The 26502-nt window shown below is 41.3% G+C and carries 23 protein-coding genes and 1 other RNA gene; 15 read left to right on the top strand and 9 right to left on the bottom strand.

The features are described from left to right. Window positions 1-292: 292 nt before the first annotated feature. The 5 genes from ACUR5C_RS12615 to ACUR5C_RS12595 all read left to right on the top strand — a co-directional run bounded on the left by ACUR5C_RS12615 (window position 293) and on the right by ACUR5C_RS12595 (window position 7325). Window positions 293-1255, top strand: a complete 963-nt coding sequence (locus ACUR5C_RS12615) for a sensor domain-containing diguanylate cyclase (protein WP_454465495.1) — start codon at window positions 293-295, stop codon at window positions 1253-1255. A gap of 548 nt (window positions 1256-1803) precedes the next feature. Continuing rightward, the gene (locus ACUR5C_RS12610; RefSeq protein ID WP_454465494.1) at window positions 1804-3969 is read left to right on the top strand and encodes a TonB-dependent receptor; all 2166 of its coding nucleotides are present in this window, start codon (window positions 1804-1806) and stop codon (window positions 3967-3969) included. An 80-nt stretch (window positions 3970-4049) separates the two neighbouring features. After that, entirely contained in the window at window positions 4050-5153 is a 1104-nt protein-coding gene (locus tag ACUR5C_RS12605; RefSeq protein WP_454465493.1) for a PepSY-associated TM helix domain-containing protein, read from the top strand. 298 nt (window positions 5154-5451) lie between these two features. Beyond that, entirely contained in the window at window positions 5452-6822 is a 1371-nt protein-coding gene (locus ACUR5C_RS12600; RefSeq protein WP_454465492.1) for a Fic family protein, read from the top strand. Between the two features lie 11 nt (window positions 6823-6833). Then, window positions 6834-7325 (top strand): recombinase family protein, encoded by a 492-nt coding sequence (locus tag ACUR5C_RS12595; protein WP_454465491.1) that lies wholly within the window; start codon window positions 6834-6836, stop codon window positions 7323-7325. A 279-nt stretch (window positions 7326-7604) separates the two neighbouring features. On the opposite strand, the gene ssrA is transcribed toward ACUR5C_RS12595, so the two are convergent. Beyond that, window positions 7605-7950, bottom strand: a transfer-messenger RNA (tmRNA) gene (ssrA, locus tag ACUR5C_RS12590). Between the two features lie 183 nt (window positions 7951-8133). Here ssrA and ACUR5C_RS12585 point away from each other — a divergent pair. The 4 genes from ACUR5C_RS12585 to ACUR5C_RS12570 all read left to right on the top strand — a co-directional run bounded on the left by ACUR5C_RS12585 (window position 8134) and on the right by ACUR5C_RS12570 (window position 12009). Further along, a complete protein-coding gene (locus ACUR5C_RS12585; RefSeq protein ID WP_454465490.1) occupies window positions 8134-8913 on the top strand; it encodes a PP2C family protein-serine/threonine phosphatase in 780 nt (259 codons plus the stop codon). A gap of 72 nt (window positions 8914-8985) precedes the next feature. Continuing rightward, window positions 8986-9495: an FHA domain-containing protein gene (locus ACUR5C_RS12580; RefSeq protein WP_454465489.1), complete on the top strand. Its 510-nt coding sequence runs from the start codon at window positions 8986-8988 to the stop codon at window positions 9493-9495. A gap of 9 nt (window positions 9496-9504) precedes the next feature. Beyond that, window positions 9505-11280, top strand: a complete 1776-nt coding sequence (locus ACUR5C_RS12575) for a serine/threonine protein kinase (RefSeq protein ID WP_454465488.1) — start codon at window positions 9505-9507, stop codon at window positions 11278-11280. Window positions 11281-11301: 21 nt separating this feature from the next. Continuing rightward, window positions 11302-12009, top strand: coding sequence for a hypothetical protein (locus tag ACUR5C_RS12570; RefSeq protein ID WP_454465487.1), 708 nt, complete (start codon window positions 11302-11304; stop codon window positions 12007-12009). Here ACUR5C_RS12570 and ACUR5C_RS12565 read toward each other — a convergent pair. The 6 genes from ACUR5C_RS12565 to ACUR5C_RS12540 form a co-directional block, all read right to left on the bottom strand. Further along, window positions 12006-12305, bottom strand: coding sequence for an RnfH family protein (locus tag ACUR5C_RS12565; protein ID WP_454465486.1), 300 nt, complete (start codon window positions 12303-12305; stop codon window positions 12006-12008). The two genes, ACUR5C_RS12570 and ACUR5C_RS12565, sit on opposite strands and share 4 nt — an antisense overlap. Before the next feature lie 35 nt (window positions 12306-12340). Continuing rightward, window positions 12341-12778 carry a type II toxin-antitoxin system RatA family toxin gene (locus tag ACUR5C_RS12560; RefSeq protein WP_454465485.1) on the bottom strand — a complete coding sequence of 146 codons (438 nt, stop codon included), beginning with the start codon at window positions 12776-12778 and terminating at the stop codon, window positions 12341-12343. 16 nt (window positions 12779-12794) lie between these two features. Then, entirely contained in the window at window positions 12795-13787 is a 993-nt protein-coding gene (locus tag ACUR5C_RS12555; protein ID WP_454465484.1) for a LysM peptidoglycan-binding domain-containing protein, read from the bottom strand. A 76-nt stretch (window positions 13788-13863) separates the two neighbouring features. Further along, entirely contained in the window at window positions 13864-14343 is a 480-nt protein-coding gene (gene smpB, locus ACUR5C_RS12550) for an SsrA-binding protein SmpB (RefSeq protein WP_454465483.1), read from the bottom strand. A 129-nt stretch (window positions 14344-14472) separates the two neighbouring features. Then, the gene (locus tag ACUR5C_RS12545) at window positions 14473-15897 is read right to left on the bottom strand and encodes a TolC family outer membrane protein (RefSeq protein WP_454465482.1); all 1425 of its coding nucleotides are present in this window, start codon (window positions 15895-15897) and stop codon (window positions 14473-14475) included. Between the two features lie 230 nt (window positions 15898-16127). Further along, window positions 16128-16781, bottom strand: a complete 654-nt coding sequence (locus ACUR5C_RS12540) for a protein-L-isoaspartate O-methyltransferase family protein (RefSeq protein WP_454465481.1) — start codon at window positions 16779-16781, stop codon at window positions 16128-16130. 116 nt (window positions 16782-16897) lie between these two features. On the opposite strand from ACUR5C_RS12540, the gene ACUR5C_RS12535 reads away from it, so the two are divergent. The 6 genes from ACUR5C_RS12535 to ACUR5C_RS12510 all read left to right on the top strand — a co-directional run bounded on the left by ACUR5C_RS12535 (window position 16898) and on the right by ACUR5C_RS12510 (window position 24378). After that, entirely contained in the window at window positions 16898-17509 is a 612-nt protein-coding gene (locus ACUR5C_RS12535; RefSeq protein ID WP_454465480.1) for an NUDIX domain-containing protein, read from the top strand. 119 nt (window positions 17510-17628) lie between these two features. After that, window positions 17629-18129 carry a DUF1249 domain-containing protein gene (locus tag ACUR5C_RS12530; protein ID WP_454465479.1) on the top strand — a complete coding sequence of 167 codons (501 nt, stop codon included), beginning with the start codon at window positions 17629-17631 and terminating at the stop codon, window positions 18127-18129. A 3-nt stretch (window positions 18130-18132) separates the two neighbouring features. Further along, entirely contained in the window at window positions 18133-18972 is an 840-nt protein-coding gene (gene cpdA / locus ACUR5C_RS12525; RefSeq protein WP_454465478.1) for a 3',5'-cyclic-AMP phosphodiesterase, read from the top strand. A gap of 202 nt (window positions 18973-19174) precedes the next feature. Next, window positions 19175-21064, top strand: a complete 1890-nt coding sequence (gene parE / locus ACUR5C_RS12520; protein WP_454465477.1) for a DNA topoisomerase IV subunit B — start codon at window positions 19175-19177, stop codon at window positions 21062-21064. An 88-nt stretch (window positions 21065-21152) separates the two neighbouring features. Continuing rightward, window positions 21153-23405 carry a DNA topoisomerase IV subunit A gene (gene parC, locus ACUR5C_RS12515; RefSeq protein ID WP_454465476.1) on the top strand — a complete coding sequence of 751 codons (2253 nt, stop codon included), beginning with the start codon at window positions 21153-21155 and terminating at the stop codon, window positions 23403-23405. Between the two features lie 118 nt (window positions 23406-23523). Next, complete coding sequence (locus ACUR5C_RS12510; RefSeq protein WP_454465475.1) at window positions 23524-24378, top strand: HDOD domain-containing protein; 855 nt, start codon at window positions 23524-23526, stop codon at window positions 24376-24378. 35 nt (window positions 24379-24413) lie between these two features. Here the strand turns inward: ACUR5C_RS12510 and ACUR5C_RS12505 are convergent, their stop codons facing one another. Together ACUR5C_RS12505 and ACUR5C_RS12500 are read right to left on the bottom strand one after the other, a co-directional pair. Further along, window positions 24414-25382, bottom strand: coding sequence for a GGDEF domain-containing protein (locus ACUR5C_RS12505; protein ID WP_454465474.1), 969 nt, complete (start codon window positions 25380-25382; stop codon window positions 24414-24416). A 30-nt stretch (window positions 25383-25412) separates the two neighbouring features. Further along, complete coding sequence (locus ACUR5C_RS12500) at window positions 25413-26426, bottom strand: response regulator (RefSeq protein WP_454465473.1); 1014 nt, start codon at window positions 26424-26426, stop codon at window positions 25413-25415. Window positions 26427-26502 lie beyond the last annotated feature (76 nt).

The following is a 26502-nucleotide window of genomic DNA, read 5'->3' as shown; positions in this document are numbered from 1 at the left end:
ATATGAATAACGACTGAATCGAGAATAGTGCAAAAAATTTACTCTAAGAAAGCTAGAGTATTCGAAGCTGTGTATATCTCTCTGCTTCGCTCTAGTGTGCTAGTGCATGCTAGTGTAATAGATGGTCTACACTATACTATTAGAAAAAACCCTTTAATATCAGCGGCTTATAAGGCGAGCCGAGCTTTTTAAACTCCAGTGCGGCTGTTGCTTTTATGAATGATTTTATTCCAAGTTAAGCCTCATTTTTTATTCTATACTTAATGAAAATCAAGCGCTAACAGGAGTCTTTATGATAAAGCCCAAAATACCCGATAACGAAGCAGAGCGTTTACATGCGCTACGGACACTCGAGATACTTGATACTTCACATGAAGAACGCTTTGATCGGGTGACCCGGATGGCTAAACGTATGTTTGGCGTAGAAATTTCATTGGTTAGTCTGGTCGACAAAGATCGTCAGTGGTTTAAATCGGCGCAGGGACTAGATGCTTCAGAAACGCCTCGAGAAATATCGTTCTGTGGACACGCCATCAATCAGGAAGAGTTGTTTATTATTTCAAATGCAATAGAAGATGAGCGGTTTCACGATAACCCTTTAGTAATTGATGACCCTAATATTCGGTTTTACGCAGGTTATCCATTAAAAGTACGCCAGGGAGTGAACATTGGGACGCTGTGTTTGATTGACCCGAGTCCTAGAGAAATGGATGAAGAAGACAGGCAGTTGTTAGAAGACCTCGGGGCGATGATCGAACAAGAAATTAAGTCTATTCAAATGGCAACATTAGATGAGTTAACTCTAATTTCAAACCGTCGTGGTTTTTTGAATTTAGCTGAGCACACTTTGAAAATGAGTCGTCGAAAAAATATGCCTATCAGCATTGTTCTCTTTGACCTCAATAAGTTTAAGCCGATTAATGATGATTATGGCCATCATGAGGGAGATTTTGCCTTAAAAACATTTGCTCAAATTCTGCTGGATTCATTTCGTGAATGCGACGTTGTTGGCCGCTGGGGCGGTGACGAATTTGTGGCGCTTCTCACTGATTCAGAGCATGACAAAGTTGAGCTTGTTCTTTCAAGGTTTAAAGAAAATATGGCTAACGCCAATCAAACGATGGGTAAACCCTATAACATTGAATATAGCGCGGGAGTTGTAGAGTTTAAAACCGATTGTGAGTTGTCTTTGGAGGAGATGATTGAACAGGCAGATGCTGAAATGTATAAAGAGAAAAAGGGCCGAGAGCGATAGCTTAAATGTTTAAGCCTGGTTTGCTTTATGCCCGGCTCTTATGTAGCGTTAATATTTACCGATGTATGCAGCCGGTTGCTTGCTAATAATTAGGATTGAAGTCTTAAAAGCGCTGGTTGTGGGAAGCTATTATTAGCTTATCTATTTTGAGAGTAAAATTACCCATACTTACCAATCACTTATCGCCACACCGCTCAGTAGAGCTCAAATTATGCTTACAACCTTTCTTTGATAGCAAAGCCGGTCGCTATCACTTTATTTCTTATCTTTAGCTTAGTAAGTTGGACCGATTTTAAAAAGCCCAACCACAATGCTTGAATTAAAAGCCAATTGACTAGTTGATAGTAAGCTTTAATAACCTAAGGGATTAAGTCTTTTTTCACCATACTCCCATCACAGTTTTATGGAAGCGATAGAGTGACAAATCACGCCAACGAACGCTGCTAGCATATCAAATACTAATGCAATTGATAATGATTTGCATTTAGATTTAATTGCTGTATTATGCTCCTCAAATTTTAAAAATCTCAATTTGAGGATTCTACATTGTGAACATTTCGAAGTTACCTGCTTTTAGTCTATTAGCGCTTAAACTATCTTTACTTGGGCTTGTAAGCGCCAGTTTATGTGTAAACGCTGATGAAATTGACGCCAATCTTGAGCCAAACCTTAATACTAATCTTGTGGTGGTAACTGGGAGCCGTATCGAAGAGAGTATTGATGAAGTGCCAGCATCTGTCACTGTAATTTTACGCGAAGAAATTGAAGCACAGCTTGCGGTAAGCTCTGAGCTGCAAAGCTTGTTAGAAACATTAGTACCCGGTATGGCTCCTGCCACAGGGTCTTCTAGTAACTCGACCCATACTTTACGCGGGCGCTCACCTTTGGTCATGATTGATGGCGTGCCACAATCTACACCTTTGAGAAATGGTGCCCTTGGGATCAGGACAATTGATCCAGAAACAATAGAGCGAATTGAAGTGATCAAAGGAGCCACTTCAATTTACGGCAATGGTGCTGCTGGCGGAATTATTAATTACATTACTAAACAAGCGGCCAGCGATAGCCGTCTGGCTGGGCAGGTAAGTTTTTCTAACCGTTTTAGTGAAGTAAAATATGCTGACAGCAACAGTTATCGAGCTAATGCTTCGCTTAATGGCACATTAGACAAGTGGAGTTACGCATTAAGCACCACTTACGAAGATATTGGATTACAAAGAGATGCTAATGGTGCCATTTTAGGTAAGCAGTATGGCCTATCTGAATCAGAGTCAAAAAACATTTTTGCCAAAGTCGGTTATGAAATTGACCTAAGTAAGTATGCTCAATTGACTTACAACTATTACCAAGCGCAACAAAATGCGAACTTAATTGATGTGGTCGGCAGTGTGAATTCTGGTCAACCAACCTATGCAATTCGTCCGCCTGAAGGAGTCGAAATTTTAGGTGCGCCGCAGGGGCCACGTGGTAATCATAATTTAATGTTTAAGTATGTTGATCAAGCGATCTTTGACAAAACACAACTAACTTTTGATTATTACGCTCAGTCGATAGAAAACGTTTTCTTTTTCTCGCCAACATTGGCAAATCAACAAGATGGTTACGAGGGTGGCCAATCTATGATTAAGTCTGAAAAATCAGGTTTAAGATTGGTATTGAACAGCCAACCCATATTGGGAAATTTTGACTCACAATTTGTTTACGGAATCGACGCATTAAATGACATTACCTCGCAACCGTTATTAGATGGCCGGGTGTGGGTACCAGAAATGGATATGAATAACCTCGCTGGTTTTGTGCAATCTAAATTTATTTTTGATGCGAACTGGGTATTAAAGGCGGGTATTCGCCATGAAAAAATAGATCTTAGTGTGGATGATTATGACACCTTAAGATTATGCCGAAATCCCACTTTATGCTCGGTGCCCATTGCGGTGACAGGTGGCGAGCTCAATTATACTGCGACTACTTATAACCTAGGGCTTCGGTATAATAAACATGCAGCATTTAGCCCATTTATCAGTTATTCACAAGGCGCAGATATTTCTGATTTAGGGCGCTTGTTACGTACCGCAACCGTACCAGATATCACATTAATTCGAACCGAAGCTTCAATCATCGATCATTATGAATTAGGTGTGGTAAGTGAGTGGGAGCGTTTTAAGTGGGAGTTTGCGACTTACCAAAGTACTTCTGATCTTGGTACAACTAATTCTTATGATCCAACAACAGGGGTTTATATGCCTGTTCGTGCACCGCAGAAAATTTGGGGAGCTGAATTAAGTGTGGATTATAAATTAACTCAAGACTTGAAATTAGCTGCGTCTTACACCTGGGTTGAAGGAAAAAATGAAGATTCTGATGAGTACTTAGGAGGAAAGCAAATTGCACCACCTAAGCTTGTGGCACAACTTAATTGGAATGCAACAGAGAATATGAGTTTATCATTACGCTACCTACGGGTGTTTGATCGCAAACGTTTTGAGCAAGATGAAAATGGTGACTGGCAAGGTGATCAGGGGCCTGTTGATAGTTACCAGTTATTCCATCTGGCAGGAAGTTATCACTGGAATGAAACTGAGTTTTTCTTTGGCGTAGAAAACTTACTCAATCTTGACTACTACCCCGCTAAATCACAAGAGTACACTTACAACGCTTACAATACGAAAGGCATGGGACGTACTGTAAATGTTGGGGTTAAATATTCTTTTTAGTTTACGGTCAATTGGAAATTTAAAGTTAAACTTATTCTTTAATTAATCAAGTATACGACTCATTGGAGCGTCGCTTTTAGATGAAAAAAGCATTGAGAAAAATTCATTTTTTAGTGACGCTGGCTAGTGGCGTGTTTTTAATTAATTTGAGTTTGACTGGTGTGCTACTGGTTTACGCACAAGACATTCAGCGTTGGATCAATCCTCAGTACTGGACAGTAAAATTACCAAAGAAAGCGCCTAATAATTTTGATAACCCAGAAAAAATAGCTTCGCTTGCGGTAAACTTCCAAAAGCAAAACCGCGTATTAATAAAACGCATTTATCTTGAAGAAAACCCGACTTTCTCTTGGCGGTTTGCATTAGAAAGTGGCGATTATGTTTCCATAAACCCTTATACGGGTGAACAGTTATTGCGCTATGAATATTCTGAAACACTGTATAGCTTTGTGATGCAGTGGCATCGTTGGCTATTATTAAAAAGCGATGATGGTTCTTATCCTTTTCGCAACATTATTTCGATCGCCAGTTTACTCATGTGCATTAATCTGATTGTTGGTGTTTGGCTATGGATTAAACCGAAAAATCGTTGGCGTAACTTAAAGCCTGTTGTTAAAGGAAAATTGCAATTAATTTTGTTACGTTTCCATAACTTATTTGGCGTTGTCTTTGTTTTACCCTTGTTTTTCATTGCTCTCACAGGTATCGCATTTAACTGGTCGCAACCCATTAAGTATTTGGTTGAAGCTGTCACAATGGGCAATGTGTTGTCGGGCGAGCCGCCAAAGTTGAGCATAGAAAAAACTTTACCTTTAGATGAATTAAATTTTAGTTTGGCCATTCTTAATGCAAAACAAGCACTACCTGAAGGACAAATTCACCGCATTTATTTACCCACGAAACCCACGGATAGCATCCGCTTTAGAATCAAACTTCCCGCAGAGCCACATCCCTATAGTTGGGTTTGGGTTAACCCCGTTAACCAACAAGTACTCAATGTTTTTAATGCTGTTGATACTAACGTGGCTACCCGCGTATGGAATTTCCGTTACAGCTTTCATATTGGCCGATTTATTCATCCAGCGATGGAATGGCTCTGGTCTTTTATTGCTTTGTTACCAACTTTATTTGTTGTTAGCGGAATAACTTTGTACTTGATGCGGCGAAACAAAAAGCAGCGTTAACCTTTTTGAAAAGCAAAAAGCAAAAAGCAAAAAGCAAAAAGTACAAAGTAGAAATCAAGCACAGAAAAATTGGGATAGCCAGAGATTAAGAAGAGGGCGAAGTCCGTAAACCATGCTACACAAAGCCTGACGCGCGGGGTGCAGGCATAAAAAAGGTGACAATTATCAATATGAAAAACCGTTCGCTACTGTTCGAAGAAAAACTAAACTGCGCCATAAAAACAATTAAAAGTGGCGCGGTTATGAAAACTGCGCCATAATTGCGCCATCTATTACTTCTAAGGGCGCCAAACCGTTTATGCCTTCTAACAACGAGCTTCTTGCCAGCATTAAGACGTCTCCTCAAGGTGTCACGCTGGCTGAGCTTTTAACGCAGCACCCAAATATCGCTCGAAGAACAGCCCAGCGACAGATCGCGAAGTTCATTGATGAAGGGCTGGTGATTGCCCATGGTGAAGCTCGTGCTCGTCGGTATTTTGGTGTTGAGTCGCCAAACGATGTATCTGCTCAAACAAATAACAGTGATGTGTTTACAGCATTCATTCCTGTATCCGCTGATAGCCAGGATATTTTAAATTACATCAATCTGCCGCTTGAAGCTCGCAAGCCAGTCGGTTATCAACTGGATTTTCTGAATTCCTATCAACCAAATAAAACCTGGTATTTGGCAGAGTCATTGCGTCGGCAGCTGCACAAAATGGGCAAAACTACGGATAGCCAGGAACCGGCTGGTACCTATTCTCGCGCCATCCTGAATCGGTTGTTAATAGATTTATCTTGGGCCTCAAGCCATTTAGAAGGAAATACCTATTCCCGATTAGATACTCGTGAACTGATTGAGCATGGAAGATCGGCGCAGGGTAAAGCGGCGATTGAAACGCAAATGATTTTGAACCATAAGTCGGCTATCGAGTTGTTGGTAGAATACATCGATACAGCTGAATTTAATCACTATACGTTGATGAATATACACAGCGCATTGTCAGAAAACTTGCTGCCAAACCCAGCAGATGAGGGGCGAATTCGCCAGCACGCTGTTGATATTGGTAAGAGCGTCTACAGGCCATTGTCAGTACCGGCACAAATCGAAGATGCTTTGAAGTTAGTATTAAACAAAGCCAGTCAAATTGGCGACGCTTTTGAGCAGTCATTTTTTATGATGGTGCATTTACCCTATTTGCAGCCATTTGCCGATATCAATAAACGAACCTCCCGCTTGGCTGCAAATCTACCTTTGTTTCGCGCCAACCTATGCCCGTTGACGTTTCTTGATGTGCCTGAGCAAGCCTACAGTCGAGCCACGCTAGGTGTGTACGAAATGGCGCGGGTTGAGTTATTGCGTGATCTTTACGTGTGGGCTTATGAGCGTTCCACGCAAGAGTATTTGGCCATCAAGCAAGATTTGGCAGAGCCAGATCCCTTACGTTTAACGTGGCGAGATTTTATTAAACAAACGATCCATTTGGTTGTGACCAGTCCCGGACAAGATCCCTATGCTGTGATACAGCAAGCGGTTAAAGCCCAAATTCCTGCGTCCGAGCAACAGGATTTACAAGCGCTAGTCATAGAAGAGTTAAGACGATTGCATGAAGGCGTTTTGGCTCGTTACGGATTGGGCCCGTCGGAATTTTCCGCATGGAAGGCTGAGCATGAGTCTAATAAAGGCTGAGTTCATTTTAAATGGCGCATAATAATGAACAGCCAGCTATAAAGCGTTGCGCTATCTATTCCCTTTCGTCAGTAGAAAAGAGTAGTCACGATCCTTTTAATTCGGTGAGCGCTCAGTTTATGGCTTGTGCTGAGTTCATTGGCTCTCAAATTGGCAAAGGCTGGCGGTTGGTCGATATGATTTATGAAGATAGAGGCTATTCCGGTAGCCATATGCGACGCGCGGGTTTCCGATCACTTCTTAATGACGCCAAGCTTGGTCTCATTGATGTGGTGGTTGTGCATCGGCTAGATCGCCTGACAAGAAGCCTGGCTGATTTTCAACAAATTATGGCTGAGCTAAACGCGCATGATGTGCCAGTGGTGTCCGTGACTCAGCAGATTGATATGTCTCATCATGTGGGGCGGCTCGACATTGATTTCAGCTTGGGTGGTCTAATGGGTTTGATCTTAGAGTCGCTGGCAGATTGCCTAGAACTAGTGAGGACGTATCGCCAGTTGTAATCATCTGCGTGAAGTCATGGACTTGAGCTTTTAGAGATGGGGATAGGGATAGCCACAGAGCGTATTTGGCAGTTCAGAGACAAATTCATCAGGAATGAATTTGAACAGCTTTAGCTGGCCCTGAAAGGGCGAGGGCACGGAAAGCCCGAGTAACAATTGCCGGTGAAAGTGCGCAATTACAAGGGTCGCGAAGTCCGTAAACCTTTGCCTTATGAGGCCTGTAGCTTTGGTCGGAGGCATAAAAAAAAGGCCAACCGAGAACGGTTGACCTTTTTAATTTGGTGGAGGCGGGGGGGATCGAACCCCCGTCCGAAAATCCGCTGCTCTCGGTACTACATGCTTAGTTAGTCTACAAGTTAACCCTCGACTTTTCCGACTAACAGGAGGTCAAGGGCGAGTTTGCTTAGTTTTAACGCTTGGGGGGCAAACACCCTTACACGCGAGTCTCCGTATATGACTGTTATTTCCCTACCGGTGACGCTCAGGAGTAACAGTTAGCCTTAAGCGGCTAAAGCGTAGTTGTCGTCGTTTGCAACTATAGTTTTCAGCTAGTGGGTACGAGGTTCGCTGACACCTCGGCATGCACCTTGAGTTTTGTAATCCTCGTCGAAGCCATGTCGCCCCCAAAGATTGTTAACGATTTAGGGCTAATTAATCATAAAAAGCCTTAAATATGCCAATACCTACTCAAGTTGCTGATTTTGAGAAAAGATTTTCTCGAAACCAGTGTTAAATTATGCCACACTTAATTAAGCATATGAATCAATAACATCATAAATAGTTGAATTAATTGCCGAATTAAAAGTGCATGAAGGAAAATAACCAACAAAAACAAACTCAATCCGCACAGGCAACCGATGTAGGGTGTGTTCGCGAACTTAATGAAGACTCTTTGTATTCTGGAGATAATTTATGGTTAGTGGCAGACGGCATGGGCGGCCATGCTTGCGGTGAAGTGGCGAGCGAAATTGCTACTAACACGATAGTTAAAGAGTTTGCACGACACCAAAAGATAGTAAGCGCTATCAAAAAAGCTCACAAAGCGATTTTAGATGGTGTTGAAAAAGGGGTTGGCCAAGCCGGAATGGGAACTACCGTGGTGGCATTAGCTAATCGCCAGCATCAGTATGAAGTTGCCTGGGTCGGTGATAGTCGTGCCTATTTGTGGGATTCAAATCGGCAAAAATTGTCACAAATAAGTGAAGATCACTCGTTAGTTGTGCGCTTAGTAAAATCGGGACTTTTATCGCCAGAAGAAGCGGAAACTCACCCGCAGCGGCATATGATTACTCAATGCTTAGGTTCGCCCGAATTAGAAGACGTAACGGTTGATAGCGTTATATCGCAATGGAAAATAGGCCAACAAGTGCTGTTATGCAGTGATGGTCTTAGTGATGATGTTTCCGAAGCGCAAATAAGTGAAGTGCTAAAGCAAAATTTGAGCAATATTCAACGGGTCGCTAAGCTGATTCAGTTAGCCAAAGAGGCAGGCGGAAAAGACAACATTAGCGTTATTATTGTTGACTCGCCGGTTAAACAATCGCCGTCAATTTTTAGCCGATTAAAGCAGCTATTTATAAACAAGTAACATCCATAATGGATTTAAGCGCTGTGATAAGCGCTTACTAAAATAATAAAAAAAATTTTAAATGAGGTTGTTATGCCAGACAATAAACGAAACACCAGTGAAACTGGGCCGCAAGGTACACAGGTTTTTGAGCTATCTGATGTGAACAAAATGATTGCGTCAGAAATACTGGAAGCGCAATCGCCAAACGCGACAACGCCTGCTTTGGTTGGTGTGAGTAGTAATGTGTCAGGTCAGCAGTTTGTTTTGTTTAAAAATAAACTAGAAGTAGGCCGTCGTCCTAACAGTGATATTATTTTAAATGATAGCAGTGTTTCTTCAATGCATGCGCAGTTAATTAACGAAGGCGGGCATTGGAAAGTACTTAACTTACTTTCTTCAAATGGCACTTTTGTCAACGGCGAAAAAGTGACTGAAAAATTTATTGCGCCAGGTGACAGAGTCGCGTTTGCTGGTGCTGAGTTTGTGATGACTTTAGTTGAGCAGCAGCCTAGCGAAAGTCACAGTTCTAATTTAAGTTTTCTACTTGCAGGAGCTGCGTTAGTTGCTGCACTTGCAGGTGTACTTTATTTTATTATTTAGATAAACATTATGAGCAAGAGTCCGAATCACCAAGCTAACACTCCTGCTGACAACGCATCGCTAAAGTACAATGCCTCCGCTCACCCTAAATCCATTGGTCGCTATCAAATTCACAATGAAGTTGGCCAAGGCGCGACCGCGTTAGTTTATAAAGCATACGATCCTCAGCTTGACCGCTTTATTGCGATTAAAGTTTTGCGTAAATCGTTAGCCAGAAACGATACTTACCGTAAAAGCTTTATTCATGAAGCGAGACTTGCAGCACAATTAACTCATCCAGGGATTGTTACAATTTTTGATGTCGGTATTGCTGACTCAATGCCCTACATTGCTATGGAGTTGTTAGAAGGCGCAACGCTAGAGCAAATATTAAAAGCGCAGGGGCAGCTTAATTTACGCACTATGCTCGGTATGGCGTTGCAGCTTTCTCAGGCGCTTGCCTATGCACATAAGCAGGGCGTGGTCCACCGTGATATTAAGCCCGGTAACATTATTGTTTTAAAAGATAAAAAAACAGTAAAACTGACCGACTTTGGTATTGCGATTGTTGACGACAAAGTAAACCGAGAAGTTGCCGACCAACAAAAAGTGCTTGGCACGCCAGAATATATGGCGCCAGAACAGGTGCTAGGCAAAGAGGTTGATAATCGCTCCGACTTATACTCAGTTGGTGTATTAATTTATCGGGCTTTAATGGGATTACCACCATTTATAAGTGAAGATTTAGGGCAGTTATTTAAACAAATTATTAAAGCTAAACCGCCACTGGTGCATGTTAAAGAAGAACAGGTGGCAGACGATGTTCAAGATCTTTTACGCAGATTATTACAAAAGAAGCCGCATAAGCGTTTTCAGTCGGCACACCAATTAAGTAAAGAGATTCGGTTAATTCAAGCCAAGCTTGGAGAAAAACCAAAGCAAGAAACTAAACAATATACTTCGCTGAGGTTACGCTGGACAGTCACTATGGCTGGCGTTGTGTTTGCCGCAATGTGTATTAGCTTGGCAATTGTATACTTTGTGCAAAACCACGCATTATCTGGAATAACATTTGATTATGGGCGATCAATCGCTCGAATGATCGCCTTTGAAAGCTCAGCTCCTATTTTATTGGATGATAACGTTGGGCTTAACGCCTTGGTTACTGAGTCAAGCAAGAACGAACAGTTAAAATCAGTTTTTGTTATGGATAACCAAGGTATCATTTTAGCTTCAACAGATTCATCCAAGGTTGGTTTAGCATTTGCCCCTCCACAAGAACGAAGTTTAGAGGATGAGCTAGAGCAAACTTTAATTTATAAGCGTCATATTGAAGATAAAAAAGTTCTATTTGATATTGCCATGCCAATTAAATATGCCGACAAAACTATTGGTGAGCTTTATATATCGTTTAGTGCAGACTCAATGTATGTTGCTTCTAAAACAACGCTAATCACCATGTTAATTGTAATGATGCTGACATTATTTGTGGTATTTATACTGACGTTAATTTTAGCTAGGCGCACTTCTAAAGATTTTCAGCGGATTACACAGGCGCTACTTAAAATGAGCCATGGCCGAATAGATGCCCGTTTGATCAGCCAGCGGAATGATGAAGCAGGACAAATGTTTGACGCTTTTAATCAATTAGCAGCCAAGCTTGAAGGGCTGTTTGACGCTAAGTCTAAAAAAGTGGCCATCAAGCTAGAGTCCAATAATTTTAGTGAGCTAGCTAAAGCGCAAAATATTAAGATTGATGAAACGGTAGAGCTAGATATAAAAAATCTCTCTAACCAAAAAAAATGATTCAAAATATAGGTCCCAATTATGCCAGTTGTTGAAAATGTAAATCCGTTACTTATTATTGCCGCGTTAACTGGGCTGTTGTCATTTTATTATTTGCTAACGTTAATCATTAGAGTTAGAAAAATTAAAATTTTGAGCGCTTGCAAGCAAACTTGTGGTTTTGTTTTTTTTGCTGCGATAACAGGCGCTATTAGCCTTTTAATCATTGGCACTCAAGGTTACGCTGCGCTCACTAAAGAAGAGCAAGTTGCGGTTATTACCGTGACGCCTACTGAACATCAAAATTACCATGCCCGAATCGAGCTGAATAATGGTCGTGAGCAAGTGTTTGCTTTAAAAGGCGATGAGCTAGTTATAGAAGCTTATATATTAAAGTGGAAGCCATGGACTAATATTTTAGGTTTGCACACCGCTTATCGATTAGAAAGAGTGAGTGGTCGCTACCAAAAAATAGATGAAGAGCAAAACAAACAGCGAACCGTCTTTGCAATCGATAATTTGGCTGGCAAGGGGATAGCTGAGTGGCGAGAGTCGTTTAATGAACTATCTTTCTTACTTGATGTAGAGCATGGTTCAGCAAGCTTTATCAGTGTCGATAAACCTAAAAAGTTTCAAGTGATGGTAACAACTAGTGGCTTGTTAATTAGGCCTTTAGAGACAGAGACAGAGACAAACGATGCAGATTCGATAGAAGCTAAAGGCGCATTGAACTTAGAACAAACGATTTAATGACCTTGTTTCGCACGTTGAGCTTTTACTTTTTTCATACGCGCTTCTTTTGGATCGGCAATGAGTGGCCGATAAATCTCTATTCGATCGCCCGCTTGTAACGGGTCGGTTAATTTACACGCCTTACTAAATATGCCCACTTTGTTTTTTTGCAAATCAATTTCTGGGTAACGTTGTAAAATTCCAGATAACCCAATAGCTTGTTCCACTGTTGAGTCAGCGGGTACTTCTATTGTTAATAAGTCTTGCTCGTTAGGCAATGCGTAAATTAATTCAATTGGGATATTTTTTTCCATTGCTCTGTCTTATTGCTACAAAAAGGTCAGGGGGCTTATTGTTTAGTGTAGACTTTTTCTGCTCGTTCAGTGAAGGCGGTTACCATCGATTGAATGAGTTGATGAAACAGTCCAGAAAATGCGAGTGATGTTAGTTTATTGCTAAATTCAAATTCTATTTCAAGTTCAATTTTGCACGCGTCTGCCGATAGCTCGTGAAAAGTCCACAAACCTTCTAAGTGTTTGAAAGGCCCATTGAGCAATTGCATATAAATTTTTTCATAGGGTTTACGCATGTTTTTGGTAGAAAATGATTTAGTAAAACCACTTTTAGCAACGTCTAAAGTTGCACTAACACTCTGCTCTGTTCTCTCTATTATATGGCTTGCTTGGCAATAAGGAACAAATTCGTGATATTTTTCTACATCGTCAACTAGTTCAAACATTTGCTTGCTTGAAAAAGGCACTAATGCACTTCGGGTGATTTTATCCAAGGGTGTTTTCCTAGCTCTAATATTGGTTTAGCTTTTCTAATAATTTTTGAGTTCGAGTAATATACTTTTGGGCGATCTCATTCTCTGGCTGAATTTTTAAAATGAGCTGCCAGCGCTGCATTGCTTCTTTTAAAGCATGATTGCGGTAAAGCACCACAGCTTGCTCGTGAAGCTTATCTAAGAGTAGTTGCTCTACTCTAAAAACACTTGTTTGGCGCAGCATATTTTTGTCTAGCGCTTTCGCTTTAACTAATTTCTCAGCGGCTTGCACATAGCTTTTATCTTCAAATAGTAAAAGTGCTTCGTCTAAGAACAGCAGTCTGTTTTGAGCATTAATAAACCGTTGATACAGTTCTCTTTGTTTTAAATTTCGACTTGATTGAGCAATCTTTTGAAGCCGCTTAAGCATGGATTCTCTTTCCGTTAAAGAAATAGACGACTTTGCAAAAGCGTCAAGAGTAAGTTGCTGCTCGTGGAGTAGTTTTTCTAAGTCTTGCTCAACAATAAATAAGGTGTTTGCCTTTTGAAGCCCTTTTTCGTACTGTTTTTCTAATCGATAATTCTTGATTAATTTAATATTTGCTTGCGAGCGCCTTTTTTCTTTTTGGGCAAACTGACTAAACTCAGTGACCGGAATAACGAGTTTTTCTCCCGGCCTTATTGCTAACGAATTGGGGAGATTGTTAAGTTTTGCGAGCACGACAAAATAAAGTGAATTTCCGAGCCATTCCTGAGCAATTTTGCCTAGCGTATCGCCACTTTTAACTCGATAAGTAGTCGTTCGATTAATGTTAAATAGTTGCTGCAAGGATTGATTTAGCTGTTGCTTTAAAAGGATAGCCGTGGGGTGGGCTGGATTATACCTAAGCACTTCATCGAGTAATTTTTCTGCTCGAGAGGATTGCCCCTTTTCTAATAAGTGGATGGCTTTATTGGTTTGCTTGTTTTGGTTTAGTTGGGTCGCTAAGCTCACATCGTCAACGGTTGCTTGGTTATTGCTAGGAGTCATCTGGCAACCGCAGAGGACTGCTGAAAGTAGAATAATTGCTAATAGCTTGAAACGTAGTTTAGTCATAACATTATGCTTAATTAAAGTTATTTTTCATTACGCGCTGCTTATCTCTATCCCACTCTTTGGCTCTTTCTGTGGCACGCTTGTCATGGAGTTTTTTACCTTTGGCAGTACCAATTTTCAGTTTTACTAGGTTTCTTACCCAGTAAAGTGCTAAAGGCACTATGGTATACCCATCGCGTTGTTGAGCGTCAATAAGCTTTCCAATTTCTGCATTGTGTAGTAACAACTTTTTGTTTCGCGAGGGATCTGCCGTAATATGAGTTGACGTCGTTATGAGGGGAGATACATGACAACCTTGAAGGTAAGCTTCGCTATTGTGAAGCACAATATAGGCATCGGTTAGGTTTGCCTTTTTTTCACGCATCGCTTTTACTTCCCAGCCCTGTAATGCCAGTCCAGCTTCGAAAGTTTCTTCTATAAAATAGTCATGCTTGGCTTTGCGGTTTTGCGCAATTGTATTTTCTGGCGTTTTCTTTTTCTTACTGGCCATAATATCCAAAGTTGATTGCAAAAGAGAGTATGCGGGAATTATAGGGTAAGTGAGGTGATTTGTCTTGCGCTTGTAGAATGAATGAGCAGTGAAATTGGGTTCACTGCTCATTTAATTGCTAGTTTTAAATTATCTTAGCAGTTGATTGACCATGGCCAAGTCTTTTTCTGCTAATAAGCCGGCGGCCCGTTTTAGTTTTAAGGTATTTAAAATATAGTCATATCTTGCTCTTGCGTGCTGGCGCTTAGCGTCAAACAGTTGCTGAGTTTGTAGTAAAACGTCGACAATGGTTCGAGTTCCCACTTCAAAACCCGCTTGAGTCGCTTCAAGAGCACTTTGCGATGAAATGACCGATTGTTTGAGCGCGTTTACAGAGCTAACCGCTGCAACAACACCTAAATAGGCGCTTCGGGTATCGCTAACTGCGCGGCGGTGGTCTCTTTCTAGAAAGTGGGCTGCTTGAATGTAAAGGTTGTGGGCTTCTTTAGCTTGAGAGTTAGTGCGTCCACCAGAAAAAATAGGAATATCAAGATTTAATGAAATAGAGGTTGAAGGTCCTGTTACATTATTGGTGGCGTCAACAAAGCCGATTAATTCGCCAGCATCATTTTCACGAGGAAATGCAGGTGAAGTAGTGTCTGTGTCGCTATCACGGTAGTTGGCAGATAAACTTACCTTAGGCAGATGGCCTGCTTGTGAGATATTGATGCTTTGTTTAGCGATTTCTAATCCAATTTTGGATGATTTAATCAAAATATTGTTTTTTTCTGACTCTTTTACCCATGCATTAATGTCTGCTGGTTCCGGATTTTTAGGCGTTATATCGTTTTTTAAACCTAAAATATTATAGTGATACTGTCCTGTTACTAGCCTTAATGCTTCATGTGCGTTGTCGAGTGCATTTTGGGCGCTAATTTGGTTTGCGATTGCGCGGTCATGACGGGATTGCGCTTCATGAACATCTGTCATTGCAATCAGGCCAACTTCGAAGCGCTGCTTGGTTTGTGCTAGCTCTTTAGAAACGGCATCTGTTTCGGCTTTTGAGAAAGCAACGCTGTCTTTAGCGGCGAGCACGTTAAAATAAGCTTCTGCTACTGAAATAATGAGGTCTTGCTTGGCGCCTTCATGGTTAATGTTAGATTGGAGCGCGCGTTTTTCAGACTGTCGCAAATTTAGCCATGTAGCGTGATTATAGATTTCTTGGCTTAGAGTTACGCCCCAGTTGACGCCGTCAGATTCTGACTCGCTGACTTGGACGCTATTAATTGGTTGCGGGTTATTCGGGTCGCTAATTGGGGTAAATGTACCACGAGTAGAGCGCGTTGATTCTGAGTCGGATAATGTGTAACCCGCTTGGGCATTAATTTGCGGTAGAAGACCCGCTAGGCTTTGATTAACTCTTTCGTTAGTGGCTTGTCGGCCTGCTTCACTCGCTAAAAATGTGGGATCATTGGCTTGAGCTAAGCGGTAAACCTCAAGAAGGTTGTCTGCCCAACTAGCGGAGGAAGAAAATAGTAAAATTGCACTTAAGGCGGTGATAGTGGGTTTCTTCATTATTAATCCTGTCATTTTAATTTGATTATTTTTGCAGCTAAGTTAGTTGCTTTTGTTCCCAAAGCCCTTCATTTAACGCTTCTTCTTACTGGTGTATTAGTATTGTAACTCAGCTAGTTTCTTTTCGTTTACCATTAAGTTATTAGCAAATGAGCCAATTTGTAAATTGATTTTACAAAACTTTATATTTGGAATGCTTTAAGCGAGCTTTACCTGAGGTTGGTAACAATTTAAAAAACAAACTGATTGGGCTGCTCTGCATTAATCATTTGTTTTGCCTGTATGGGAAAAAGTTGCTGCAATTGCCAATTTCCTTGAGGATCGAGTTGGCCGGAAGTGACCCATTGCTGCCCATCACTGTCTAAAATACAGACAATTTTACCTTGTGGTTTTAAGCTTTTTGCTAATTGAGGTGATAGTGAAGGTAATGCGCTGGTAATTAATATTGCATCATAAGGTGCGTGAGCCATCCAGCCGTCACTAGCGTCGACCTCTTCAACCACCACGTTATTAAAGCCTAAGCGCTGTAGGCTGCTAGAAGTGATTTTGACAAATTCTGTAATGATATCGACAGCATAAACTTTTTCGCAAAGCTTACCTAATAAAGCCGTTGAATACCCAGTTCCACAGCCAATCTCTAGAATTTTTTCGGTACCATCAAGTTTTAAGGCTTGTAACATGCGCGCTATTTCTCGCGGGGCGAGCATTTGTTGGTGGTGGCCAATGGTTAATGCGGTGTCGGCATAAGCGAGTAGCGCGTGCTCTTCAGGCACAAATTGCTCTCGCGGCAAGGTTGCCATAGCACCTAAAACTCTCTGATCTGCAACCTGCCAAGGTTTTACTTGCTGCTCGATCATGTTGAATCTTGCTTTTTCTATGTCCATATTATTGCCGCTCGCGTTAAAGCATAAGATAGTGGTTATTTTGCCCTAGCATGTATACTATTGCCAATAGCGTGAATATAAAATATTTTATTTTAAAAACATTAGGTTAGCATAAAATGAAGTTTTCGCATGATATGCAGTATCAATTGGTAAAAAAAGAGTCTATGTACGCCGGTTATTTTCAGTTAAACCGATATAGCTATCAAATTGAACTTTACCAAGGGGGCTGGAGCCCGGTTTTTCAGCGCGAAGTGTTTGAAAGAGGGCATGCAGCCGCGGCTTTGTTAATTGATCAGGCCAACGAAAAAGTCGTATTAGTTGAGCAGTTTAGGCCGGGTGCAGTGGGATTTAACCAAAACCCTTGGCTAATTGAGTTAGTAGCGGGCATTATTGAAACCGATGAAACTCCAGAAGAAGTTATCCGGCGAGAGTCAGTTGAAGAGGCAGGGTGCGAAGTTAAACGCTTAAAACCGCTCTACCAATATCTCGTTACACCTGGCGGGAGTACTGAGTCTGTGTGTTTGTTCTTAGCCGAAGTAGATGCCACAAACCTAGTTGAAGTGGCTGGCTTAGAATTTGAGAATGAGAATATAAAAGTATTGAGTTATAGCATTGCAGAGGCCTTGGCGCTTTTAGAAAGCGGCCAAGTTAATAATGGTATGACCCTGATTGCACTTCAATGGTTGCAATTCAACTGGAACAAAAAGGCTGATTTATTTGCTGTTTAAGGCAATTCATCACAAAATCAACGAAATATCTTGATTTTTTCGCCGATTCGCCTAGAAATCAGCAAAATCACGTCACTAAATAGTCTATATTAACACTATAAGTTAGTGCGGAGTTTAATATGGGGTCGCCCGTAATCAATAAAAAACCTAAATATCAGCCAAATTTGGCTGAGCTTCAGGCTATTTGCGACCTAAATTACTGGTTATTAAGGCGATGTTTGGGCGAAAGGTTTGCTAGGTTGCAAAGCTTTCAGTGTCACTCAACAGCCAATATTCAACCTGAATCGCAATTGTGGCAGCTTAGTGGAGAGCAAGTTAAATTAAGCTTTTATATTACCGACGCTGCACGTTACACCACGACTATACGGCTCTCGATAGAGTCGCCGAATTTAGCCATGGTAGAGTTTAACCATTTAATTATTCGCTTATACCACGATGCACAAATGATGGAAGTAATGGAAGGTGCAGGGCCTAGTGCGCTGCCTGCGCTTTATCCAAAGGGTCATAAAAGCAAAATGGCCGACGAAAAATATCAGGTTAATCGTTTTATTAACGAATGCCTAAGAGCCTGTTCTCATAAAAAAATAACGAAAACGAGAGTACAAGGAGTTGAAAAGTAGCTCATGGTTGATAGTGTAGAATTTACTTGGCATGACGTGGTGCCCGCACGAGCAGATGTAGTGCGGGTTGCTCAACTAACCGATAGCCATATTTTTGCTGAAAAAGAAGGCTGTTTACTTGGCTTAAATACGCGACGTAGTTTTGAGGCGGTTTGTGAAAGAGTCAAAAAAGAAGAGTGGAAGCCCGACGTCATACTAGCAACAGGTGACTTGTCGCAAGATGCCTCGCCAGAGTCTTACCAATATCTCGCAGATTTTTTAGCAACGCTTAAAGTACCAAGCTTTTGGTTGCCTGGTAATCATGACGACCCTCAAGTGATGGCGCAGTACTTGACTAACCAATGTGTTTCTAGCGCAAAACAAATAATATTGGGTGATTGGCAAATTATTTTATTGGACTCATCGGTTAAAGATAAAGTGCACGGTAATTTGTCAGAAAGTGAGTTGGCGTTTTTAAGCCAAGCGTTACAACAACACCCCAATAAACATGCGCTTGTGAGTTTACACCACCAACCGGTAACAATTGATAGTCACTGGCTTGATCAAATAGGGCTTAAAAATGCCGCCGAGTTCAAGCAGGTATTAGCTAAATTTCCGCAGGTGAAAGGCGTGGTGTGGGGGCATATTCATCAAGATTTTGAGTTTACTGAGAATGGCGTTCATTGGATGGCAACGCCCTCGAGCTGCGTACAGTTTGAACCAGGCTCTGAAGATTTTAGCGCAGGCGAAGAAGCACCGGGTTATCGTTTTCTAAATTTATATCCCGACGGTCGAGTTGAGTCGGTTGTGCATCGCATTGATAATATGGAGTTCACGGTAGATTACACCATAAAAGGTTATTAAAAGAGAATTTGTAGTTTCTTAACTCAATATAAGGTTAAGTTTTACTCTATTTTTAATCATTGATGACAGTTTAAAGTATAAAAAATAACCTGTTTGGCTTTGCTATACAGGTTTTTTTATTTGCACTTGCGTTTAACATTAATAGACGCGATTATATGTTCAAAGTTTTCCATTTAATTCAACATAATAACTAAGGAATTCAATGTCCAGTTCGTATAATTCCGATTCAATTGAAGTTCTCAGTGGTTTAGATCCGGTTAAAAAGCGACCGGGCATGTACACCGATACCACCCGCCCTAACCATATTGCTCAGGAAGTCATTGACAACAGTGTTGATGAAGCTTTGGCAGGCCACTGTAAAAACTTAACGGTTATTTTGCATAAAGACGGTGCCTTAGAGGTCCAAGACGATGGCCGAGGGATGCCGGTTGATATTCACCCAGAAGAAGGTATTAGCGGCGTTGAGCTTATTTTAACCAAGCTTCATGCTGGCGGAAAATTTTCTAATAAAAATTATCAGTTCTCCGGTGGTTTGCACGGGGTTGGTATTTCAGTCGTTAATGCCTTGTCAACGCGAGTTGAAGTGCATGTAAAAAGAGATGCGAAAAAATATAGCATTGCATTTGCCGACGGTAATGTCATTGAGCCACTTAAAGAAGTTGGCGAAGTAGGAAAAAGAAATACAGGAACAACTGTGATTTTTTGGCCTGATCCTAAGTACTTCGATAGCGCAAAGTATTCGGTGACAAAGTTAAAGCATTTGTTAAGAGCTAAAGCGGTTTTATGCCCTGGTTTAAATGTCACTTTAATTGATAATAATAGCGACGAAAAAACCGAATGGTGTTATGAGGATGGATTAAAAGACTATTTAAAAATCACTGCAATTGATGAAGAGAAGATTCCAGAAGAACCTTTCTGTGGATCTTTTAGTGGTGATACCGAAGCTGTCGACTGGGCCTTATTTTGGCTGCCAGAAGGTGGGGAATGTTTAAATGAAAGCTATGTGAACTTAATTCCTACTCCGCTTGGCGGAACTCATGTTAATGGGTTGCGGAATGGTTTGCTTGAAGCAATGAAAGAGTTTTGCGAATTTCGAAATAGCTTACCACGTGGCGTCAAGTTAACCGCAGATGATATATGGGCAGGGCTTTCGTTCGTGCTTTCAGTAAAAATGCAAGACCCACAATTTTCGGGGCAAACTAAAGAAAGGTTATCTTCACGACAGTCGGCTGCTTTTGTTTCTGGCATTGTGAAAGATGCTTTCTCATTATGGCTAAACCAAAACCCTAATTATGGCGATACGCTGACAGAGTGGGCTATTTCTAATGCGCATAAAAGAATGCGTTCTAGAAAAAAAGTGACCCGAAAAAAAATCACTTCGGGGCCTGCGTTACCCGGTAAGCTGGCAGACTGTGCCGGACAAGACTCGATGGCTGGGGAGCTGTTTTTAGTCGAAGGAGACTCTGCTGGAGGTTCTGCCAAACAAGCTCGAGACAAAGAGTTTCAAGCAATAATGCCGCTTCGCGGAAAAATTTTAAATACTTGGGAAGTTGATTCAAGTGAAATACTCGCTTCACAAGAAGTACATGATATTTCAGTTGCGTTAGGGCTTGATCCTGGCTCTAGCGATTTAAGCGGTTTACGTTATGGCAAAATTTGTATTTTAGCCGATGCCGACTCAGATGGTTTGCATATTGCAACTTTGCTTTGCGCGTTATTCGTTAAGCACTTTACAAGTTTAGTTGAGGCGGGACACGTTTACGTTGCTATGCCGCCGCTGTATCGAATTGATATTGGAAAGGAAGTTTATTACGCACTTGATGAAGATGAGAAAATTGGCGTACTAGACCGAATAAAAGCTGAGAAGAAACGCGGTACAGTGAATGTACAGCGATTTAAAGGTTTGGGTGAAATGAACCCTAAACAATTGCGTGAAACAACGATGGCAACAGAGACCCGACGATTAGTTCAACTAACTATTGAGTCTAGCCAAGCGACGCAAGAAATCATGGATATGTTGTTGGCTAAAAAGCGAGCTTCCGATAGAAAAAGCTGGTTAGAAAATAAAGGCAACTTGGTCGATTTTGATTAGTTTGCGATTAACCCAATTTTCGAGTGAAGCAACAGATACTGTTACTTTTTACTAAAGTGTTTAACTTAAAATTAACTATAAGAAGATTATGGAAATAAATTTTGACGGTGTAGAACAACAGACCTTGGCCGATTTTACCGAGAAGGCCTATTTAAACTACTCGATGTACGTCATTATGGATCGAGCGTTACCGCATATTGGTGACGGGCTTAAACCAGTACAACGTCGAATCGTATATGCGATGAGTGAATTGGGTCTTAAGTCGACAGCTAAGTATAAAAAATCAGCGCGCACCGTTGGTGATGTTTTAGGTAAGTTTCACCCTCATGGTGATAGTGCTTGTTATGAAGCTATGGTGTTAATGGCACAACCATTTTCTTATCGTTATCCGCTAGTTGATGGTCAAGGTAACTGGGGTGCGCCAGACGACCCTAAGTCATTCGCCGCAATGCGTTATACTGAATCTCGGCTGTCGCGCTATGCATCAGTTTTACTGTCTGAACTGGGTATGGGGACTGTTGATTGGGTACCTAATTTTGACGGTACAATGAAAGAGCCTAAAGTACTTCCGGCTAGGCTGCCTAACTTATTGTTAAATGGTACGACAGGTATCGCTGTAGGTATGGCGACCGATATTCCACCACACAATGTCAAAGAAATTTCACAAGCTTGTGTTCATTTACTTGAAAACCCTAAAGCCACGTTAGCCGATATTCATGAAATAGTTCCGGGGCCAGATTTTCCAACCAACGCGGAGCTCATCACACCTAAAGAAGATATTAGTAAAATTTATGAAACTGGACGCGGTAGCGTCAAGATGCGCGCGGCGTATCAAATGGAAGATGGGGAGATAGTTGTTTATGCTTTACCTCACCAGGTTTCAGGTGCCAAAGTGCTGGAGCAAATAGCAGCGCAAATGCAAGCTAAGAAATTACCAATGCTTGCCGACTTAAGAGATGAATCTGATCATGAAAACCCAACTCGGCTAGTGATTGTACCCCGTTCTAATCGAGTCGACATAGAAAGTTTAATGCGTCATCTTTTTGCAACGACAGATCTTGAAAAAAATTATCGTATTAATATGAATGTGATCGGTATTGATGGTCGTCCACAGGTTAAAGGTCTAGTCGCATTTTTAAATGAGTGGCTTGAGTTTAGAACGCAAACAACGCGACGTCGATTAGAGCATCGTTTGCAGAAAGTGAATGATAGGTTACATATTTTAGATGGACTTTTAGTCGCGTTTTTGAACATTGACGAAGTGATTAAAATTATTCGCGAAGAAGATAAGCCTAAGCCAGTGTTAATGAAGCGCTTTGGCATTTCAGATATTCAGGCAGAAGCAATACTTGAATTAAAGCTACGACATTTAGCCCGTTTAGAAGAAGTTAAAATTCGTGGCGAACAAGCAGAGCTTGCGAAAGAAAAGTCGTCTTTAGAATTAATTTTAAGTTCTAAAAATCGTCTTAAAACACTGGTTAAGAAAGAAATCATACAGGCGGCAGAAGAGTTTGGTGATGAGCGTCGTTCGCCAATGGTAGTTCGCGATGAGGCGAAAGCGTTAAGTGAGTCAGACCTATTACCAAGTGAAGCAGTTACCGTTGTTTTATCTAAAATGGGTTGGATAAGATGTGCAAAAGGACACGACGTAGATGCAGAAGGGTTAAACTATAAAGCTGGCGATGGATTTTGCTCTGCGGCAAAAGGTAAGTCCAACCAGCCAGTAGTGTTTTTAGATTCTACCGGCCGAAGCTATGCTTTGCCTGCGCATACTTTACCCTCAGCGCGAGGACAAGGAGAACCTTTAACCGGTAAGTTAAACCCCATTGCGGGGGCAACTTTTGTTGATGCCATTATGGGCACAGATGAGCAACGCTTCTTGTTTGCGAGTGATGCCGGGTATGGCTTTGTCGCTAAATTCTCAGACACAGTAACCCGCACTAAAAACGGTAAAGCGCTTTTAAGTTTACCTTCTGGCGCTAAAGTACTTCATCCTGCGGCGGTCGATGATTATCAAAACCAGCTATGTGTCGCTGTGTCTAATGAAGGGCGCATGTTAGTTTTTCCAATTGCAGATTTACCTCAGTTAAGTAAAGGTAAAGGTAATAAAATAATTGGTATTCCTGCGGCAAAGTTACAACTAAGAGAAGAGTTTGTTGTGTCTATTGCGGTAGTAGAGAAGTCTCAAAGTTTATTGGTTTATTCTGGTAAGCGTTATTTGCGATTAAAGCCAAGTGATTTAGAGCACTACCGGGGAGAACGTGGACGCCGAGGCAATAAGCTACCAAGAGGCTTCCAAAAGGTCGACTATTTAGAAGTTGATAGCGGCGACAGTGAATAGCAAATAATAAGCGCGCTACTCATAGGGTCAATTTTAAGTAGGGGCAATTTTAAGCCAGATTGTGCGACATAGGCTATAGTTTAATTTAAATGTTTAAATCTTTTTAGAGGTCAGTCATTTGAGTAAACCGTCGCTGAATTCTGGCAAAGTCTCATCAAAAGGTATTTATATTCCTCCACAGCCGGGGATTTTTGAGCAAATAGAAGCTTGTGGTGCCGACTTAGATGAAATAGCGGCCGTGATTTCAGTTGATCCTGCGGTTAGCGCAGCGGTCATAAAGCTGGTTAATTCTCCCGTATTTGAGCTACCGAGTAAAATCGCTTCTATTCCACAGGCGGTAGTCATGTTGGGTATAGATAGAGTCACGGCTATTTTAAAGACGCTTTTACTGCAAAAGTCTATGGCTGAAATTACTACCAACTTAGATATGACATTATTTTGGAAAAGCTCTCTATCTGTCGCTAACGTTGCCTCAACCATTTGCCGCCAGTTGAATTTGGCAATGCATGATGAAGCTTATTCGCTGGGTCTTTTTCATAACTGCGGAATTCCGGTGATGGGGGCTCGGTTTAGCAACTTTCAAAGTGTAATGGAGTTTTCTTACAGCCGTGAAGATGGTCGCATAACTAGCGAAGAGTTCGCCCATTTTGGTGTACACCATGCCGCTGCTGGCTATCGTATCTCTCGAGTGTGGAACTTGCCCAAGGTGATATGTTTAGCGGTAAAACATCACCATGCGGTTGAGCGCGTTCTTGATGATAATTCTATTGAAAACCCGACACTCAAAACATTGCTGTGCGTCCTTAAAATGGCAGAGCATATGGTCAACCTGCCTGAAAAGTTAGCCCAAACAGAAATAGACTTTGAGTGGCAAATTATGGGACCAAAAATTCTTGAGTTTTCTGGATTGTCTGAGTACGACTTTGAAGATCTTGAAGACGCGGTTCAATACGCTTTAGGTAAAAGTTTTTAAAAGAGTTAATGTTACCAATTACAAGCCTTGTGAGCTTAGGCGTTTTTGTAGTCGTAAATATTGGTTTGATTGCGACCTTTTTCTTTTGAAAGGTATAAGCCTTGATCAGCATATTCTAGCCACTGTTTTGGACTTTTAATATCACTGTCTAGTTGGCATAGCCCCAAGCTAATAGTAAATTTTACCGTATGCTCTTCATAAACCACCGTAAGTGCAGCAATTTTTTTACGTAGTCGCTCGGCAAAAATCTGAGCGCCTTCAATGTCGGTATTATCTAGCAACACGACAAATTCTTCGCCACCATAGCGTCCGCATACATCGATGTCGCGGGCGCTTTCAAGAAGCGTTTTGGCGCAGTCTCGAATAACTTCATCGCCAGTTTGATGGCCGTAAGTATCATTGACACGTTTGAAGTGATCGATATCAAATATTAACAAGGTTGTTGGTTGGGCATGTCGTTTAAAGCGAGCAAATTCTTGCTCTTGACGTTCTTGCCAGTAGCCTCGGTTATTAAGCCCCGTGAGTTTATCGGTGCGGCTTAAGTGTTCAAGCTGCAAGTTGGCCGCTGCTAAAGCATGGCTGTTTGTCGCTATGTCGGTCACATCGTAAACGATAATACAAATATTAGTCACTTCGCCTGTTGTTGAGGTCAATGGAATAATAGAAATATTCTGGTACATAAACTCAGCAGAGCCTGTGATTGGGCGATAGTTATCAAACTTAAAGATGTAAGGGCGTTGCTCCCAAATACTAAACGCTCGTGTCTTTAATTGAAATACTGAGTCGACTTTGTGTTTGAACCAGCTTTCAGGAATTTCAGGAAATAACTCAAACAAGCTTTGGTCTTTCGCGTTGCCGCCTAAAATTCCACTATGGTTTTCCATAAAAGAGTTCCAAACTTGAACTTGATTTTGCTTGTTTATGACAACTAAGCCCACGTCTAAACTTTGGAGCATGTCCATCATCCAGTGGAATTCTCGTAGTTGTTCTATTTTTTCGCTCATAAGTTAAGTTTCAACTCTTAGGGTAAATGGTTAAACGATGTAGCTAAGTCGTTCTCTTAAAGTGGGCAGGCATTCTTCCGTAATTAATAATAGTAAATCGCAATTGACGCCTTTTTTCTCAATACTGTAGTTTATTTCAATACTTAAGGTTTTTTTCCATTGCTTGTTGGTTTTAATCAGGTCGCTAATACTCACATGCTGCCCTAGAACCACCGGGTGACCCTGACTGAGGTTGATATCTAATTGATCTGAAATTCCTTGTAAACAAGCTCCGACTAAAATGTTTGCAATGTCCATTAGTAGTTCTAGCTGTACTTGGTCGTCAATTTCGCCTTGGAACTTCATGAGATCGGCGATATTTTGAAAACTAGAGTCGTTGAAAATAAGCAAAGCTTCACCAGAAAGTCCGGGTCCAATAAAACCCTGACAAACCGCTGATACTTCTGACTCTTTTTCTGCAAATTGCAGCGCCATAACAAGCTCACTTAGCTCTATATGATTTACCTTAGGAACAGGAAGCTCGACAAAAACGTCTAAAAACCTGGCTAATGAATCGCCGGCGCGCCCCATTGCAACGTTGGCCACTTCTTGGCAAGCGTCTAAAAAAGTCGCTTCGTCGTTGAGGTTATCTGCTTGGGGAATTGCTCGGTTAACTTTAGATGTCGATGGAGTTGCTGGCGGATAGTAGTTATGCTGCTTCAGTGTTTGCAACATTTGAGGTGCATCTATTGGTTTTTTAATGAAGTCTAGCGCACCTAAATTCATTACGCGTTGTTGTGCGGTTGGTTGAATGTCTCCCGAAACAACAATAACGTTGTAGTCGAGGTCATTGCCGACGAAATGTTCTAAGGTTTGGTAGCCGTCTTTTTCGGGCATATTTAAATCAAGAAAAATCAACTTGGGCTGACATTCGGCTGCTTTTGTAATGCAGTCATTGCCGTCTTCTGCAAAGGTTACTTGGACGTCCCAGTCACTTGGTAAACAACGGGCCAATTGATTTCTCGCCATGCGAGAGTCGTCACAAATTAAAATCGAAGTTGTCATTGATGGTTTTCTACTTCTCTTATGATTGGCTGAAGTTTAAGGGTCTGATGTTCCTTAATAAACCATAGCAACTATT

Source organism: Aliikangiella aequoris, assembly GCF_053709105.1.
The sequence above is the reverse complement of the archived record's forward strand: the minus strand, read 5'-3'. Positions and strand labels throughout refer to the sequence as shown.